The 15,669-nt window shown below is 71.5% G+C and carries 14 protein-coding genes and 1 pseudogene; all 15 read left to right on the top strand.

What is annotated here, in order from left to right:
- Positions 1–433: 433 nt before the first annotated feature.
- Positions 434–1,231, top strand: a pseudogene (locus P2H44_RS21405) (FecCD family ABC transporter permease); the annotation flags it as partial.
- Entirely contained in the window at positions 1,228–2,256 is a 1,029-nt protein-coding gene (locus tag P2H44_RS21400; RefSeq protein ID WP_275766943.1) for a FecCD family ABC transporter permease, read from the top strand. The pseudogene P2H44_RS21405 and the gene P2H44_RS21400, both read left to right, overlap by 4 nt.
- On the top strand, positions 2,253–3,068 hold the full coding sequence (locus P2H44_RS21395; RefSeq protein WP_275766942.1) for an ABC transporter ATP-binding protein: 816 nt from the start codon (positions 2,253–2,255) through the stop codon (positions 3,066–3,068). Before P2H44_RS21400 ends, P2H44_RS21395 begins: the two co-directional genes overlap by 4 nt.
- Positions 3,069–3,274: 206 nt before the next feature.
- Positions 3,275–4,675 carry a selenium-binding protein SBP56-related protein gene (locus P2H44_RS21390; RefSeq protein ID WP_275766941.1) on the top strand — a complete coding sequence of 467 codons (1,401 nt, stop codon included), beginning with the start codon at positions 3,275–3,277 and terminating at the stop codon, positions 4,673–4,675.
- An 81-nt stretch (positions 4,676–4,756) separates the two neighbouring features.
- On the top strand, positions 4,757–5,338 hold the full coding sequence (locus P2H44_RS21385) for a hypothetical protein (protein ID WP_275767307.1): 582 nt from the start codon (positions 4,757–4,759) through the stop codon (positions 5,336–5,338).
- A 379-nt stretch (positions 5,339–5,717) separates the two neighbouring features.
- Entirely contained in the window at positions 5,718–6,950 is a 1,233-nt protein-coding gene (locus tag P2H44_RS21380; RefSeq protein ID WP_275766939.1) for a GTP-binding protein, read from the top strand.
- Entirely contained in the window at positions 6,947–7,420 is a 474-nt protein-coding gene (locus P2H44_RS21375; protein WP_275766938.1) for a DUF6525 family protein, read from the top strand. Before P2H44_RS21380 ends, P2H44_RS21375 begins: the two co-directional genes overlap by 4 nt.
- Positions 7,320–7,949, top strand: a complete 630-nt coding sequence (locus tag P2H44_RS21370; protein WP_275766936.1) for a ZrgA family zinc uptake protein — start codon at positions 7,320–7,322, stop codon at positions 7,947–7,949. The genes P2H44_RS21375 and P2H44_RS21370 overlap by 101 nt, the downstream gene beginning before the upstream one ends.
- Before the next feature lie 3 nt (positions 7,950–7,952).
- On the top strand, positions 7,953–8,705 hold the full coding sequence (locus P2H44_RS21365; protein WP_275766934.1) for an ABC transporter ATP-binding protein: 753 nt from the start codon (positions 7,953–7,955) through the stop codon (positions 8,703–8,705).
- Positions 8,702–9,958: an ABC transporter permease gene (locus P2H44_RS21360; RefSeq protein WP_275766933.1), complete on the top strand. Its 1,257-nt coding sequence runs from the start codon at positions 8,702–8,704 to the stop codon at positions 9,956–9,958. Before P2H44_RS21365 ends, P2H44_RS21360 begins: the two co-directional genes overlap by 4 nt.
- 22 nt (positions 9,959–9,980) lie before the next feature.
- Positions 9,981–10,514 (top strand): DUF3299 domain-containing protein, encoded by a 534-nt coding sequence (locus tag P2H44_RS21355; RefSeq protein WP_275766932.1) that lies wholly within the window; start codon positions 9,981–9,983, stop codon positions 10,512–10,514.
- Positions 10,511–11,638 (top strand): hypothetical protein, encoded by a 1,128-nt coding sequence (locus P2H44_RS21350; protein WP_275766930.1) that lies wholly within the window; start codon positions 10,511–10,513, stop codon positions 11,636–11,638. The genes P2H44_RS21355 and P2H44_RS21350 overlap by 4 nt, the downstream gene beginning before the upstream one ends.
- Before the next feature lie 376 nt (positions 11,639–12,014).
- The gene (locus P2H44_RS21345) at positions 12,015–13,151 is read left to right on the top strand and encodes a tyrosine-type recombinase/integrase (protein ID WP_275766928.1); all 1,137 of its coding nucleotides are present in this window, start codon (positions 12,015–12,017) and stop codon (positions 13,149–13,151) included.
- A 134-nt stretch (positions 13,152–13,285) separates the two neighbouring features.
- Positions 13,286–13,534, top strand: coding sequence for a helix-turn-helix transcriptional regulator (locus P2H44_RS21340; RefSeq protein ID WP_275766927.1), 249 nt, complete (start codon positions 13,286–13,288; stop codon positions 13,532–13,534).
- Positions 13,534–15,627, top strand: coding sequence for a phage/plasmid primase, P4 family (locus P2H44_RS21335; RefSeq protein WP_275766925.1), 2,094 nt, complete (start codon positions 13,534–13,536; stop codon positions 15,625–15,627). The genes P2H44_RS21340 and P2H44_RS21335 overlap by 1 nt, the downstream gene beginning before the upstream one ends.
- The last annotated feature ends 42 nt before the right edge of the window (positions 15,628–15,669 follow it).

Genomic DNA, 15,669 nt, shown 5'->3' with positions numbered 1-15,669 from the left:
CGGCGGGCGCGGCTACTACCTGTCGGCGAACCCGCGCATCAGCGTGTTCTTCGACGACGTCTCTTCGGTCCGCGTGGGCGAGAGCGAGCGGGCGCTGGCGCGGCGGGGGCGGCCGATGGCGCGCGCCTTCTACGTGCCGGCGGGAACGCCGATGTGGACCGCCTTCACCGCGCCGCTCGCCTTCTCGCATCTCGACGTCCATCTCGACGCGGCGAAGCTCCTGGACGTGCTCGGCCGCGCGATGGGCCGGACCGCGGCGCGCGAGGCGATGGCCCGCCCGGCGGAGGTGCGCGAGGCGGCCGAGGTCGAGGGGCTGGCCCGCCTGCTCGCCGCCGAGGTGACCGAGCCGCGCCGCCACGACGTCTACGCCGAGAGCCTGGCGATCAGCCTGGCGACCGCGGTGCTCGATCTCGGCGAGCCCGGGGGCGGTCGCGGCCGCGCGCTGGGCCTCTCGGGGGCGGTGATGCAGGGCGTCACCCGCAATCCGCTGGCCGATCCGGGGATCCTGGGCGTGAACGCAGGCGCGGCGCTGGCGGTGGTGATCGGCGTCGCCGGGTTCGGGATCGAGAGCGTCGAGGCCTACCTGTGGACCGCCATCCTCGGCGCCGCGGCGGCGGCGGCCTTCGTCTACGCCGTCGGCTCGCTGGGCCGCGGCGCGGCGACGCCGCTGCGCCTGGCGCTGGCGGGGGCCGCGACCTCGATCGCCGCGAGCTCCCTCGTCATGGCCATCGTCCTGCCGCGCAACGACATCGCCGGCGGCGTGCGCGCCTGGCAGGTGGGCGGCGTCGGCGGCGCGAGCTGGGAGGGGATCGCGCCCGCCCTGCCCTTCCTTCTGACCGGCTTCGTTCTGTCCCTGGTCTCCGCCCGCAGCCTCGACCAGCTTGCGCTGGGCGAGGAGCTGGCCGCGGGCCTCGGCCTGCGCGTCGCCCGCGCCCGCGCGGTCGCAGCGCTCGGCGCGGTGCTGCTGTGCGGCGCGGCCACGGCCGTCTGCGGGCCCATCGGCTTCGTCGGCCTCGCCGCGCCCCATCTGTGCCGCCTGCTGGTGGGGGTCGAGCATCGCTGGCTGCTGCCGGTCTCGGCGCTGGCGGGCGCGGTCCTGCTGCTGCTCGCCGACGTGGCAGGCCGGCTGATCGCGCGGCCGGGGGAGCTGGACGTGGGCCTCGTCACCGCCTTCGTGGGCGCGCCGCTGTTCATCTGGATCGTCCGCCGCCGCAAGGTCCGCGCGCTGTGAGCCTGCCCGACCACGTCGCCGCCCTGCGCCGGGCCCGCGGCCGGCGCCGCCTGCGGCTCGGCCTCGCGCTGCTGGCGCTGCTGGCCGCGGCCTTCGCCCTGACGCTCAGCCTCGGCCGCTCCTTCACCCCGCCGCTCGACGTGCTGCGGGTGCTGGCGGGAGCGGACGTGCCCGTCGCCGCCTTCACGGTGGGGGAGCTGCGCCTGCCCCGCGCGGCGCTCTCGATCCTTGCAGGCATGGCCTTCGGCCTCGGCGGGGCGGCCTTCCAGACCCTGCTGCGCAACCCGCTGGCGAGCCCGGACGTGATCGGCATCTCCTCGGGCGCCGGCGCGGCGGCGGTCTTCGGGATCGTCCTGCTGGGGTGGAGCGGGCCGGCCGTGTCGCTGCTGGCGGTCGCGGGCGGCCTGGGCGTGGCGCTGGCGATCTGGGCGCTGGCCTGGCGGGGCGGCGTCGCCGGGCCGCGGCTGATCCTGGTGGGCATCGGCGTCTCGGCCATGCTGCAGAGCGTGATCGCCTGGGGCCTCGCGCAGGCCCCGTCCTGGACCCTGCAGGAGGCGATGCGCTGGCTGACCGGCAGCGTCAACGGCGCGACGCTGGCGCAGTCCCGCCCGCTGCTCGCGGCCCTCCTGCTGCCGGGCGCCCTGCTGCTGGCGCAGGCCCGCGCGCTGGAGGCGATGCGCCTGGGCGACGACGCCGCGGCCGCGCTCGGCGTGCGGGTCGAGCGGACGCGCCTCCTGGTGGTTCTGGCCGCCGTGGGGCTGGTCTCGGTCTCGACCGCGGTCGCGGGGCCGATCGCCTTCGTCGCCTTCCTCTCCGGCCCGATCGCCGCGCGGGCGATGGGGACGCGCGGCTCCCTGCTGGCGCCGGCGGCGCTGGTCGGGGCGCTGCTGACGCTCTGCGCCGACTACGCCGGCCAGTTCCTGCTGCCCGCGCGCTACCCGGTCGGCGTCGTCACCGGGGCGCTGGGGGCGCCCTATCTCCTCTATCTCATCGTCCGCGCCGGGCGGAGCGGAGCCCTGTCATGACCGTCGCATCCTTCGCGGCCCACGGCCTCCACGCCGGCTACGACGGGCGGGAGATCCTCCGGGACCTGTCGCTCGAGATCGCGCCCGGGCGGATCACCGCCATCGTCGGCGCCAACGCCTGCGGCAAGTCCACCCTGCTGCGCAGCCTCGCCCGCCTGCTGGCGCCGACGCGCGGCGAGGTCCTGCTCGACGGCCGCGCCATCCACCGCCTGCCGACCCGCGCGCTCGCCCGCCGTCTGGGCCTGCTGCCGCAGTCCCCGCTCGCGCCCGAGGGGGTGACCGTCGCCGACCTCGTCGGGCGCGGGCGCCATCCCCACCACGGCCCCCTCTCCCGCTGGACGCGCGAGGACGACGAGGCGGTGGCCGAGGCCCTGCAGGCGACCGCCACCGCCGACCTCGCCGACCGCGCCGTCGACGAGCTCTCCGGCGGCCAGCGCCAGCGCGCCTGGATCGCCATGGCGCTGGCGCAGCGGACCGAGCTGCTGCTGCTGGACGAGCCGACCACCTATCTCGACGTCGCCCACCAGCTCGAGGTGCTGGACCTGCTGACCGACCTCAACCGCGCGCGGGGGACGACGGTGGTGATGGTGCTCCACGACCTCAACCTCGCCGCGCGCTACGCCGACGCGCTGGTGGCGATAGTCGCGGGCCGCGTGCACGCCGCCGGCCCGCCCGAGCAGGTGCTGACCGAGGCGACGGTGCGCGAGGTCTTCGGCCTGGAAAGCCGGGTGATCTCCGACCCCACCTCCGGCAAGCCGATGATGCTCCCCCTCGGCCGCCACGGCGCCCTGCGCGAGCCTTCGCCCCGGTAGTCCCCTCGCCGGCGGCCCGGCCCGCCGCAGGGCGCAGGACCCTCGCCCATCTCGGCTTCGGCCCGCTTCCGCCCCGATTTCACGCGCGGCAGGTGACGTTAGGTCGCTTCTCGGCGTTTACCCGACTCGGCATCGGGCGCACTGTTCAACCCGGGCGTGTCCAGAAACCCGAGAACATCGCGCCCGTGTCCTGGGAGGAGCCTGCCATGAACCTGAGACCCGATCCCACGTTTCACGCCACGCCGAAACTCGCCATGCAGGCCCCGGCGGAGACGCTGGCCTTCACGCTGATGCTGAGCCCCGACGCCTCGCAGCCCGACGGTCTCGCGGTGATCGACGTCGATCCCACCTCGGACCGCTACGGCCAGATCGTCCACCAGCTGCTGATGCCCCACAAGGGCGACGAATTTCATCACTTCGGCTGGAACGCCTGCTCGTCCTCGCTTTCGCCGCTCAGCGGTCACGCGTTCCTCGAGCGGCGCTACCTGATCATCCCGGGCATCCGCTCCTCGCGCATCTACGTGATCGACGTGAAGGATCCGCTGGATGCGAAGATCCACAAGATCATCGAGCCCGAGGAGGTCTTCGCCAAGACCGGCTATTCGCGCCCCCACACCATCCACTGCGGCCCCGAGGGCATCTACGTCAGCACGCTCGGCGGCGGCGGCCCGGACGGAACCGACGGCCCCCCGGGCATCTTCATCATGGACTGCGAGACGTTCGAGATCCTGGGCCGCTACGAGATGGACCGCGGCCAGCAGGAGAAGCACTACGACTTCTGGTGGAACCTGCCGCGCGACTACATGATCAGCTCGGAATGGGCGCTGCCCCCGCAGTTCGAGAACGGGCTGGTGCCCGAGGACCTGCTTTCGAACAAGTACGGCCACAAGATCCACTTCTGGAACCTGCGCCAGCGGCGCAACGTCCAGACCCTCGACCTGGGCGCCAACCACCAGATGGCGCTCGAGATCCGGCCCGCCCACGATCCGGCCAAGGACCACGGCTTCGTCGGCGTGGTGGTGGACACGACCAACCTGCAGGGCGCCATCTTCACCTGGCGGCGCAAGGCCGACGGTCAGTTCGAGGCGATCAAGACCATCACCATCGATCCGCAGCCCGCCGACCCCGACGACCTGCCCGACATGCTCAAGGGCTTCGGCGCGGTGCCGCCGCTGGTGACCGACATCGACCTCAGCCTCGACGACCGCTTCCTCTACGTGTCCTGCTGGGGGACGGGGGAGATGCACCAGTACGACGTCTCCGACCCGATGAAGCCGAAGCTGACCGGCAAGGTCGAGATCGGCGGCATCGTGAAGCGCACCAAGCATCCCAACGGCAAGGCCTTCGGCTACGGCCCGCAGATGGTCGAGATCAGCCGGGACGGCAAGCGCGTCTACTGGACCAACTCGCTCTACTCGACCTGGGACGACCAGTTCTATCCGGGCGACCGGGGCGGGGCGATGGTGATGGCCCATGCCGGCGAGAACGGCGGGCTGACGCTGGCCGAGGATTTCTGGGTCGAGTTCCCCAAGGGCTGGCGCAGCCACCAGATCCGCCTGGAAGGGGGGGACTGCTCGACCGACAGCTTCTGCTACCCCTCGGTCTGAGGCGTGGAGACGGGCGACGCGACGGCGGCCCTGTGGTGGGCCGTCGTCGCCTCGGGGGTCTATCACGGCCTCAACCCCGGCATGGGCTGGCCGCTCGCGGTCTCCGCCGCGTTGATGGAGCGGCGGCCGGGCGCGCTGTGGCGTGCGATCGGGGCGCTGGCCGTGGGGCACCTGGCGGCGATGGCGGCGATCCTGGGGCCGTTCTCGGCGCTGATGTTCCTGGTCGAGCGGCAGCGCGAGATCCGGATCGGCGCGGCCTGCCTGGTGATCGGCCTCGGGGTCTGGCTGCTCCTGAACCGCCGCCACCCCCGCTTCCTGGCGCGGGTGCCGCCCTCGCGCCTGGCGCTGTGGTCGTTCCTTGCGGCGACCGCCCACGGCGCGGGCCTGATGCTGGTCCCCATCTACCTCGGCCTCTGCGGCGTCGAGGAGACGGACGCGGGCCACGCCGCCGCGTCTACGCTGATGACGGGAAGCGCCGCGATCGCCGCGGCGGTGGCCCTGGTCCACACGCTCGCCATGACGGTCGCGGGCGGGGGGCTGGCCGCGGCGGTGCACCGGTGGCTCGGCCTGGGCGTCCTGTCGAAGGGCTGGCTCAACCTGGACCTGGCCTGGGCGGCGAGCCTGATCCTGGTGGGCGCGATCTCGCTGGTCGCGGCGTGGTGAGCGGGGGCGGATCCGGCGGCCGGAGACGCGGAAGGCCCGTCCTCAGGCGGGCCTTTCGTGCTGGGCCAGCTGCGCTTGCAGGGTCTCGCCAGGCGAACGCGGGCAACCGCGAAACTATAATGTTATAACATTGCATTTCTCCTGAGCGCCGTTTACACGGACGCACGATCACATCGCGCCGAAGGACGAAGCCTCGCGCGCCGCCTCGACGCCCCGCCGCCGCAAGCCCGACGGTCTTCGCCGCGTTCGCTCGACGCGCATCGCGGGAAGGGACGCGCCGTGTCGGGACCTCCCTCGATCAGGGACGGGACGGCGCCGCGCGGCGGCCCGCGGGAGGCGGACGTCCGGGGCGCGGTTGCGAAACCGCAAAGGAGCGACCATGACCCCGCCCGACCCCGCCCCCGATCCGCGCCTTCCCGTGACCGTGCTCTCCGGCTTCCTCGGCGCGGGGAAGACCACGCTGCTCAACCACGTTCTCGCCAACCGCGAGGGGCGGCGCGTCGCGGTGCTCGTCAACGACATGTCCGAGGTCAACATCGACGCCGACCTGGTGCGGGCGGGGGGCGCGGAGCTCTCGCGCGCCGACGAGACCCTGGTGGAGATGACCAACGGCTGCATCTGCTGCACCCTGCGCGAGGACCTGCTCGAGGAGGTCGCCCGCCTCGCCGCGCAGAACCGCTTCGACCACCTGCTGATCGAATCCACCGGCATCGCCGAGCCGCTGCCCGTCGCCGCCACCTTCGAGTTCCGCGACGAACAGGGCCGCAGCCTCGCGGACGTGGCGCGGCTGGACGCGATGGTCACGGTGGTCGATGCCGCCGCGCTCGCCGCCGACTTCGCCAGCCACGATTTCATCGGCGACCGGGGCGAGAGCCTGGGCGAGGCGGACGCGCGCACCCTGGTCGACCTGCTGACCGACCAGATCGAGTTCGCCGACGTGGTGGTGCTCAACAAGATCGGCCTCGCCGGCCCCGCCCGCGCCGAGGCCGCCCGCGCCATCGTGCGCAGCCTCAACCCCGACGCGCGCCTGGTCGAGACCGACTGGGGCGCCGCGCCGCTGGACCAGGTGTTCGAGACCGGCCTCTTCGACTTCGACCGCGCGCACATGCATCCTCTGTGGGCCAAGGAGCTGCACGGCTTCACAGAGCATGTGCCGGAGACGGAGGAATACGGCGTGACCTCCTTCGTCTACCGCGCCCGCCGGCCGTTCCACCCCGCCCGCATCCATGCCGCGCTGAACGGGCCGCTGCCGGGGACGATCCGCGCCAAGGGGCATTTCTGGATCGCCACCCGCCCCCAGTGGGTCGCCGAGTTCAGCCTGGCCGGCGCGGTCTCGACCGTGCGTCCGCTGGGCGGGTGGTGGGCCTCGGTCCCCCGGGCGCGCTGGCCGCAGGAGCCCGAGTCCGTCGCCCGCACGATGCAGCGCTGGGAGGAGCCCTGGGGCGACCGCCGCCAGGAGCTGGTGTTCATCGGCGTCGGCCTCGACCGCGCGGCGATCGTCGCCACGCTCGACGCCTGCCTGCTGACGCGGGAGGAGGCCGCGGACTTCGACCCGGAGCGCTGGCGGACCCTGCCCGACCCGTTCCCCGCCTGGGGCCGCGACGAGGCATGAGCGGCAATCGCGGCGAGATCCGGCTGCGGATGCGCCGGCGCGCGGGCGACCCGATGGCCGAGTTCGACCGCCTGCCGCCGCCGCTGCGCCGCTGGCTGGCCGGCGCCGCCCTGCCCTGGAGCCCCCGCTCCGTCGTCCGCGCCTGGGCGGCGGCGCGGCGCGAGGCGCGGGGCGACCCGGCCGCGGCGCTCGCCCGGCTCGACGCCATTCAGGCGCGCCGGCTGGCGCAGGAGGCGGCGGCGCGGACGGAGGCGGCCGGGCCGCCGGCGCCCCTCGTCAGGATGTCGCAAAAGTTATGCTATAACATTTCTTTCCGGCGGGCTAGCTTCGGCCCCGAAAACCGATTCTCCGCCGGAAGGAAGACCCGCCATGCCGCTCCGCCCCCTCGCCTTCGCCGCCGCCCCGATCCTGGCCGCCGCCGCGCTCCTCCCCGCCGCGGCGCAGGAGCATCGCGCGCTCGGCGCCCATGAGCACGGGCATGGACGGCTGGAGCTGGCGCGCGAGGGCGGGCGCCTGTCGCTGACCCTGCGCGCGCCCGGCGCGGACATCGTGGGCTTCGAGCATCCGGCCGAGGCCGACGCCGACCTCGCCGCCGTCGCCGCCGCCAAGGACCTGCTGGCCCGGCCGCTGGACCTCCTGGCGCTGCCCGAGGCGGCGGGCTGCGAGGTGGTCTCCTCGGCCGCGGAACTCTTGACGGAGGCCGGCCACGACGCGGATGAAGACCATCACGACGACGAGGCGCACGGCGAAGAGCATGACCACGACACCGCGGCCGACGAGGATCACGATCACGCCCCCGCCGGCGGGCATACCGAGTTCCACGCGGCCTGGGAGCTGGACTGCGCCGACGCCGACGCGATCGAGGAGATCGGGTTCCCCTACTTCCAGCACTTCGCCGGCGCGCAGGAGCTCGACGTGCAGGTGGTCTCCGACCGCGGCGCCCGGGCCTTCGAGGTGGAGCGCGACGAGCCCACGCTCGATCTCGACGGCACGCTCTGAGCGATGACGGCGGCGCTCGCGGTCTCGACCCTGCGCTACGCGTGGCCGGCCCGAAGGGGCGGCGCGGGATTCGGGATCGAGGTCGAGGATTTCTCGGTCGAGAAGGGGGAGCGGGTGTTCCTGCACGGCCCCTCCGGATCGGGCAAGTCGACGCTGCTGGCGCTGGTCTGCGGGATCGCCGCGCCGCAGGCGGGCGCGGTGGAGGTGGCGGGGGAGAGGCTCTCGGCCCTCTCGCCCGCGCACCGCGACCGGTTCCGGGCGGAACGCATCGGGGTGGTGTTCCAGATGTTCAACCTGCTGCCCTACGCCAGCGGGCTGGACAACATCCTGCTGCCGCTGCGCTTCGCGCCGGCCCGCCGCGCCCGGGTGGCGCAGGCCCCCGGCGGCGCCCGGGCCGAGGCGCTGCGCCTGACCGGCGCGCTGGGCCTGCCCGAGGCGCTGGTCGCCCGCGCCCCGGCCGCCGAGCTCTCGGTCGGCCAGCAGCAGCGCGTCGCCGTCGCCCGGGCGCTGATCGGGGCGCCCGACCTGATCGTGGCGGACGAGCCGACCTCGGCCCTCGACGCCGAGGCGCAGGGCGCCTTCCTCGATCTGCTGTTCGCGCAGGTCGGCGCGGCGGGGGCGAGCCTGCTGATGGTCAGCCACGACCCCGCCCTCGCTCCCCGCTTCGACCGCGCCGTGGCGCTGCCCGACATCGCGCGCCCGCTCCGGCCCGGAGCAGGGACCGGAGCAGGGGCCGCACCGGGGGCCGCGGCATGAGCCTTCTGCGCCTCGCGCTGCTGTCGCTGCGGAACCGGCGCGTCACCGCGCTGCTGACGCTCTGCGCCATCGCGCTCTCGACCTGCCTCTTGCTGGGGGTCGACACGGTGCGCGGCGGCGCGCGGCAGAGCTTCGCGGACACCGTCTCGGGCACCGACCTGATCGTGGGCGCGCGCTCCGGCTCGGTGCAGCTGCTGCTCTACTCGGTGTTCCGGATCGGGAACGCCACCAACAACGTCACCTGGGAAAGCTACGAGGACATCGCCGCGCGGCCGGAGGTCGAGTGGATCGTGCCGATCTCGCTGGGCGACAGCCATCGCGGCTTCCGGGTGATGGGCACGACGCCCGAGTATTTCGACCGCTACCGCTATCGCGGCGGCCGCCCGCTGGAATTCGCGGCCGGCGGGCGCTTCGACGACCTGTTCGACGCGGTGGTGGGCGCGGAGGTGGCGCAGACGCTGGGCTACCGCCTGGGCGACGAGATCGTGGTGGCCCACGGCCTCGCCTCCTTCACCGAGCACGCCGACAAGCCGTTCCGCATCGCCGGCATCCTCGCGCGCACCGGCACGCCGGTCGACCGCACGGTGCATGTCGGCCTCGAGGCGATCGAGGCGATCCACGTCGACTGGAAGAACGGGGCGCAGGCGCCGAAGGGCGCGCGGATCCCGGCCGAGGCGGCGCGGGAGATGGACCTGTCGCCGAAGGCGATCACCGCGGCGCTCGTCGGGGTGAAGTCCCGCCTGCAGATCTTCGGCCTGCAGCGCTGGATCAACGAATACCCCGAGGAGCCGCTGCTCGCGGTCCTGCCCGGCGTGGCGCTGCAGGAGCTGTGGTCGATCGTGGGCGTGGCCGAAACCGCGCTGGTCGGCGTCTCGGCGATGGTGGTGGCGACGGCGCTGATCGGGCTCGCTGCGATGATCTTCGCGGGGCTCGACGCCCGACGTCGGGAGATGGCGATCCTGCGCGCCGTGGGCGCGCGGCCGGCGACGATCCTGGGCCTGCTGGTGCTGGAGGCGACGCTGATCTCGGCCGCCGGCGCGGCGCTGGGGCTGGCGCTGCTCTACGCCCTGCTGGCGCTGGCGCGGCCTTGGGTCGACCAGGCTTTCGGTCTATGGTTGCCGCTGACGCCCCCCGGGGCGCGCGAGGCGCTGCTGCTGGGCGCGGTGGTCGCGGCCGGCGCGGCGGCGAGCCTGCCGCCCGCGATCCGCGCCTGGCGCATGTCCCTCGCCGACGGCATGACGATCCGCACCTGACCCTTCCGGAGCCGCCCCGACCATGTCCGACCCCGACGCCTTCCGCCCTGACCGACGCGCCGTCGTCGCCGGCCTCGCGCTGCTCGCCGGGCTCGTCGCTCCCCTGCGCCTGCCGGCGAAGGAGGAGACGATCGAGCTGACCTGGGACGACCTGATCCCCGCGGGCGGCGAGGGCCAGATGTTCCGCACCCTGCGCGACCTGGGCGTCGTCCAGCACGGCGAGATGAGCACGCCCCCGGACCAGGACCTGGGCGCGAAGGTGACGCGGGCCTTCGACGGCAAGCTGGTGCGCCTGCCGGGCTTCGTGGTGCCGCTCGACTACGACGGCACGGGGACCACCGCCTTCCTGCTGGTGCCCTACGTGGGCGCCTGCATCCACGTCCCCCCGCCGCCGCCCAACCAGCTCGTCTTCGTCACCACCGAGACCCCCTACGAGGTCGAGGAGATGTTCGCGCCGGTCTACGTCACCGGCATGTTCGGCGCCGCGGCCGCGCAGACCCAGCTCGCCGACGTCGGCTACACGCTCTCGGCCGACCGTATCGAGCCCTACGAATGACGGCGCGGGCGACCTCGCCGATCCTCGCCCTCGCGCTCGCCGCCGCGCTGCTCGCGCCGGCGCCGGCGGCTCGGGCCTGCGCCTTCGACGGCGCCCTGCCGCCGCTGACGCTGGTCGACCGGCTGTTCGACGCCGACGCGCTGGTCGTGGCCGCGCCCGATCCGGACGATCCGACGCGCTGGCGCCTTCTGGACGCGCCGGCCCCGGTCTCGGCCTCGATGGACGCGCCGGACCCGGCCGCCTTCCTCGCCGCCGGCGCCGACGCCCGTCCCCGCGCCCTGCGGCCCGACGAGGCGGTGGTCTTCGCCCACGATCCGGTCGACGACGAATGGCGGCGGCTGGGAACCTTCGGCCGCGTCACGCTGCCGGTCGTGCGCCGGATCATCGATGCGGCGCAGGGGTGGGACGGGCCCGAGGATCCCGCCCGCTTCCACCTCGCCGCGACGCTCTCCGGCGACCGCGACCTGCGGGTGCGGCGGCTGGCGCTGAGCGAGCTCGATCGCGCCTCCTATCGCGACCTGCGCGCGCTGGACCTGCCGTTGGACGCCGCCGCGCTGATCGAGATGCTGAGCGCGGCCGACTCCGCGCCGGTCGAGCCGATCCTGGCCCTGCTGCTCGGCCTGACCGGGGAGCCGCGGGCGCGCGCGCTGATCGAGGGACGGATCCGGGCCGCCGCGCCGGGCGAGGCGGCCGCGCCCGTGCTGGGCGCCTGGGCGGCGGCGCTGATCGAGATCGACGGCCCCGAGGGCGTCGACGCCGTCGCCGCGCATTTCTTCTCCCCCGACCCCGCCGAGGCGTCTCCCGCCTGGTCCGTCGCCCGCCTCGCCCCGGTGATGGAGGCGCTGGCGATCCAGGCCGACGCCGGCCCGCCGGACACGCGCGACCGGGTCCACGCCGCCGTCGCCGCCGCCCTCGAGACGCGCCCCGACCTGGCCGGCGCCGTCGCGCGCAGCTTCTCCGCCCGCGAGGACTGGTCTCTGGCCGCGCCGATGCAGACCGCCCTGAGCCGCCGCGCCGGCCTGCCGGCCGCCGACGCGATCGCCGCCGCCGCCTATCTCTTCGCCGCCCGCGACGCGGCCCGCTCCGGCGGCGACGCAGCGGCCGTGGGTCTGGCCCGGGACTGACGACCACCTCGTCGGGAGCGCGTGGACGTACAGCGATCAGAGACCCTTGGGTCTTTCAAGGCCATACCCCCTGACTGCCTCGATGTTGAGCTTCGTGGCGCGCATTCGGGAATTCTGGAACGGGACCAGCGTTAACGCAAACGCCGCCCCTTGGGGCGGCGTTCGCGTGTTTGGGCTGTATGGCAGATTTGGTTGCGGGGGCAGGATTTGAACCTGCGACCTTCAGGTTATGAGCCTGCGTGCCGATGGCCGCTCATGTCCTTGAATGACATGCTTCTGTATTTATTTTCAGTTTGTTGAGACATACGCCATTGACACTCAGGCGGCCAACCGGACAATGAAATCACTCAAACGGCCGGACATAGAACGGACATCAGTGTCGATCAAACTCAACGAAACCTACTGCAAGAACATCGCGGCGCCCGAGAGCGGCAACAAGGTCCACTACGACTCCCAGCTGCCCGGCTTCGGCCTGCGCGTGACGGCATCGGGCGCCAAATCCTTCGTCCTCAACTACCATGTCAACGGTCGGGAACGGCGAATGACCATCGGCCGGCACCCCGCCTGGAGCGCCGCCGCCGCACGCGAGCGCGCCAAGGAACTGCGGCGCGACGTCGACAACGGCCTCGATCCCCTCGCCGAAAGGAATGAACGCCGGTCGGCGCCGACCGTGCGATCGCTCTGGTCTGAATATGAGACCGTCCACCTTCCAACGCTTTCGGACCGAAGCCGGCGAGACCAGCGCAGCATGTGGCAGAAGGACATTCTTCCCACCCTCGGCGCCGTGCTGCTCGCCGACCTTTCCAGCAAGCAGATCGATGAGCTCCATTCAGAGATCAGCGCCCGAGCCAAGACGCGGGCCAATCGCGTGCTTGAGGTTCTCAGAAAGGCCCTCAACCTCGCCGTCCGCTGGGGATGGATCGAGAAGAACCCCGCCGAGGGATTCAGGAGGAATGCAGAACACGCACGCGAAAGGTATCTGACGGAGGCGGAATACGAGCTGGTGTTTTCGGCATTGGAGGAAATGCCCAATCAGCGCGCCGCGAACGCAATTCGACTGCTTATCTTGACCGGTGCGCGGCGTGGTGAGGTCCTGAGCCTTGAATGGCAGGACCTCGATCTGGTGCGCGGCATCTGGAACAGACCAGCTCACAAGTCCAAGGACCGCCGCCCCAAGCGCATCCCGCTGTCGAGCGGCGCTCTCGCTCTGCTGCATCAGATGCGGGAGATCGCAAGTCACCGCTACCTGTTCCCAACGTCCCGCGGCACCTGCATGCCCGACATCAACAGGCCCTGGAGTTGGCTCAAGCGCGAGACCGGGCTTGTAAGCCTGCGGGTTCACGACCTGCGCCACTCGTTCGCCTCCGTGCTGATCTCGAATGGCGAGACGCTCGAGACGATCGGCAAGCTGCTTGGGCATTCCCAACACCAGACAACGCTACGCTATGCGCACCTGATGGATGACCCACTGCGGCGCGCTGCGGACAAGCTCGCGAACACGATCCGACAGTAAACGTTCGACAGCGACCCGAAAATCCCGGACTGAAGTTAGATTATAATCAAGTCTCATTTTAATATAATCGAACATTGCCACCCCTCGACCAGTCGCCATATGCCAGCTCGTCCTAGAAGCCAGAGGCAGAAAAGATGAGCCACCCTAACACCCATCCCAACAGCCCTCGCGAGATCAGCGCTCGCGAGACGCTCTACTCAGCCGACGACATCGCCGAGATCCTCGGCGTCTCCCGGCGGACCCTCGCCCGTTGGCACGCCCTCCGCACTGGGCCGGCCCGCTGCAAGATCGGCCGCAAGGTCTACTACCGCCTGCCCGCCCTGAATTCCTGGCTCGACGCCCACGAGTCCCTGCCCCCGCGTTCGATCGAGAAGGCCGCCTGATGACCGATATGCTGGACTATGCCCTGCGCTACGCCGCCCGCGGCTGGGCGGTCTTCCCCACCCACAGCATTGATGACGGCTCCTGCACCTGCGGCAGCGCCTCCTGCAGCTCCCCCGGCAAGCATCCGCTGCACGCTGGCGGCTTCAAGAACGCCACCACCGACCCCGAAATGGTCCGCGCCATGTGGGGGGCCTCTCCCTTTGCCAACATCGGCATCGCGACCGGCGCCGCCTCGGACCTGCTGGTCGTCGATGTGGACCAGGGGCCCGGCAAGCGCGGCGAGGAGGCGCTGCGCCAGCTCGAGGACGCGAATGGCGAACTCCCCCGCAGCCTCGTCGTTCGCACTGGCAGCGGTGGGACGCACATCTACTTCCAGGCACCGCCCGACGATATTCGCAGCAGCGCCAGCAAGCTCGGAGACAACCTCGATATCCGTGCAACCGGCGGCTATGTGATCGCTCCGCCGAGCGCCCACATCAGCGGCAGCCGCTACGAGTGGATCTCGCAGGGTAGTGCCCAGGCGGCTCCGGATTGGCTTGTGTCGGCGACGAAGGCGAAGAACGACAACCGGGGGGACAACTCGGGCGATCAGTTCCTCGCCCCGGGGAGCCGCAACAACGACCTGGCCTCGCTTGCCGGCGCCCTGCGCCGCAAGGGGATGGACGAGGACGGTATCCGCAACGCTCTTCGGGGCGTCAATGCGACGCTCCCGAATCCGCTCCCCGAACATGAGGTGGACGGGATCGCACGGAGCGTCGGCCGGTACCCCGCCGGCCCGATGGATCTGGACGACGTGCCACTCTCGCGGGTTGTGGCCAGCGATCTCACGGACTCGTTCCGCTATTCCGAAGCGCACGGCCATCTGCGCTACGAGGACGGCCGCTGGAGGAAGGTCGACAAGGTCGCCATGCAGGAGCAGATCAAGAGTCGGCTCGAGGCGATCTACGAGGCCGAGACATCTGCGGGCGACGAGCAGCACCGGAGCCGGGCCCGGAAGCTGTTGAGCGCCAAGAAGGTGCGGGATGTCTTGGGGATGGTCATCAGCGACGACCGCATCCTCCTGGCGCCCGATCGTCTCGATCAGAAGGAAAACGTCCTGAACGTGATGAATGGCACGCTGGATCTCTGCACTGGCACGCTTCACCCTCATCGCGCCGAAGACCTGCTCACGCGAATGGCCAACGTACACTACGATATCGAGGCGACCTGCCCGCGCTTCGACGCCTTCCTCAAGGAGACGCTCTCTGACGAGGTGGCGCGGTTCGCTATGCGCTTCCTCGGTTATGTGCTGCTCGGGGACCCGAAGGAGCATGTCTTCGCGATCCTCTACGGCCCCGGCCGCAACGGGAAGTCGACGCTTGTGGAGATCATCCGCTGGCTCTTGGGTGATTATGCCGCCTCCACGGAGCCTTCGACCTTCACGAAGCGCACACATGACGAAAGGCGCGACGACATCGCCCGCCTCGCGGGCAAGCGCCTCGTCGCCACGTCGGAGCTTGGCACCGGAGAGATCCTTGACGCCCCGATGGTGAAGAGGCTCACCGGCGGCGAGACGATCAGTGCTCGGAACCTCTACCATAGCCGCTTCGAGTTCCAGCCGGCCTTTACCGTGGTGATGACGTCCAACGTCCGGCCCGTCATCGACGGCGGCGATACGGCGCTCGCTCGTCGGATCGTTGTCGTCCACTTTGACCGCGTCGTCGCGCCCGAGCAGCTCGACACGAACCTGCCGCGCGCCCTTGAGGCCGAATCGCCCGGCATCCTCAACAGGCTGCTTGAGGGCCTGCGCGATTACCAGAAGCAGGGACTCGCCATCCCCGCCTGCGTCAGGGCCGACATCGACCAGTACGTCGCCCAGTCCGACATGATCGCTCAGTTCCTGGAAGAAACGTGCGAGGTCAGCGAAGGCGAGATGATGGGCGCCCAGTCTCTCCACACCTCCTACAAGCGTTGGTGCGACAGCTTCGGATTGAAGCCGCTGAGCCGCGGCGTCTTCAAGACGGAGATGGAGAAGCGTGGGTATCACCAGGAGAGACGGAGCGGCGGCAAGATGTGGGCGAACCTGAAACGGAAGCCGTTCGAAACCATCTGACAAGCAGAACCAGTGCAAGTTGTGTAGGAGGGATATACCCTC

It is taken from the genome of Albimonas marina (assembly GCF_029223255.1).
In the GTDB taxonomy this organism is placed as follows: domain Bacteria; phylum Pseudomonadota; class Alphaproteobacteria; order Rhodobacterales; family Rhodobacteraceae; genus Albimonas.
Note: the sequence above shows the minus strand (reverse complement) of the source record. Positions and strands in the feature narration are given on the sequence as shown.

What these genes read in the sequence shown, in the direction of transcription:
- P2H44_RS21365 (WP_275766934.1), top strand. Translation starts at nt 7,953, where the DNA reads ATGACGGCGGCGCTCGCGGTCTCGACCCTGCGCTACGCGTGGCCGGCC.
- P2H44_RS21350 (WP_275766930.1), top strand. Translation starts at nt 10,511, where the DNA reads ATGACGGCGCGGGCGACCTCGCCGATCCTCGCCCTCGCGCTCGCCGCC.
- P2H44_RS21390 (WP_275766941.1), top strand. Translation starts at nt 3,275, where the DNA reads ATGAACCTGAGACCCGATCCCACGTTTCACGCCACGCCGAAACTCGCC.
- P2H44_RS21360 (WP_275766933.1), top strand. Translation starts at nt 8,702, where the DNA reads ATGAGCCTTCTGCGCCTCGCGCTGCTGTCGCTGCGGAACCGGCGCGTC.
- P2H44_RS21375 (WP_275766938.1), top strand. Translation starts at nt 6,947, where the DNA reads ATGAGCGGCAATCGCGGCGAGATCCGGCTGCGGATGCGCCGGCGCGCG.
- P2H44_RS21340 (WP_275766927.1), top strand. Translation starts at nt 13,286, where the DNA reads ATGAGCCACCCTAACACCCATCCCAACAGCCCTCGCGAGATCAGCGCT.
- P2H44_RS21385 (WP_275767307.1), top strand. Translation starts at nt 4,757, where the DNA reads ATGGGCTGGCCGCTCGCGGTCTCCGCCGCGTTGATGGAGCGGCGGCCG.
- P2H44_RS21395 (WP_275766942.1), top strand. Translation starts at nt 2,253, where the DNA reads ATGACCGTCGCATCCTTCGCGGCCCACGGCCTCCACGCCGGCTACGAC.
- P2H44_RS21380 (WP_275766939.1), top strand. Translation starts at nt 5,718, where the DNA reads ATGACCCCGCCCGACCCCGCCCCCGATCCGCGCCTTCCCGTGACCGTG.
- P2H44_RS21335 (WP_275766925.1), top strand. Translation starts at nt 13,534, where the DNA reads ATGACCGATATGCTGGACTATGCCCTGCGCTACGCCGCCCGCGGCTGG.
- P2H44_RS21370 (WP_275766936.1), top strand. Translation starts at nt 7,320, where the DNA reads ATGCCGCTCCGCCCCCTCGCCTTCGCCGCCGCCCCGATCCTGGCCGCC.
- P2H44_RS21355 (WP_275766932.1), top strand. Translation starts at nt 9,981, where the DNA reads ATGTCCGACCCCGACGCCTTCCGCCCTGACCGACGCGCCGTCGTCGCC.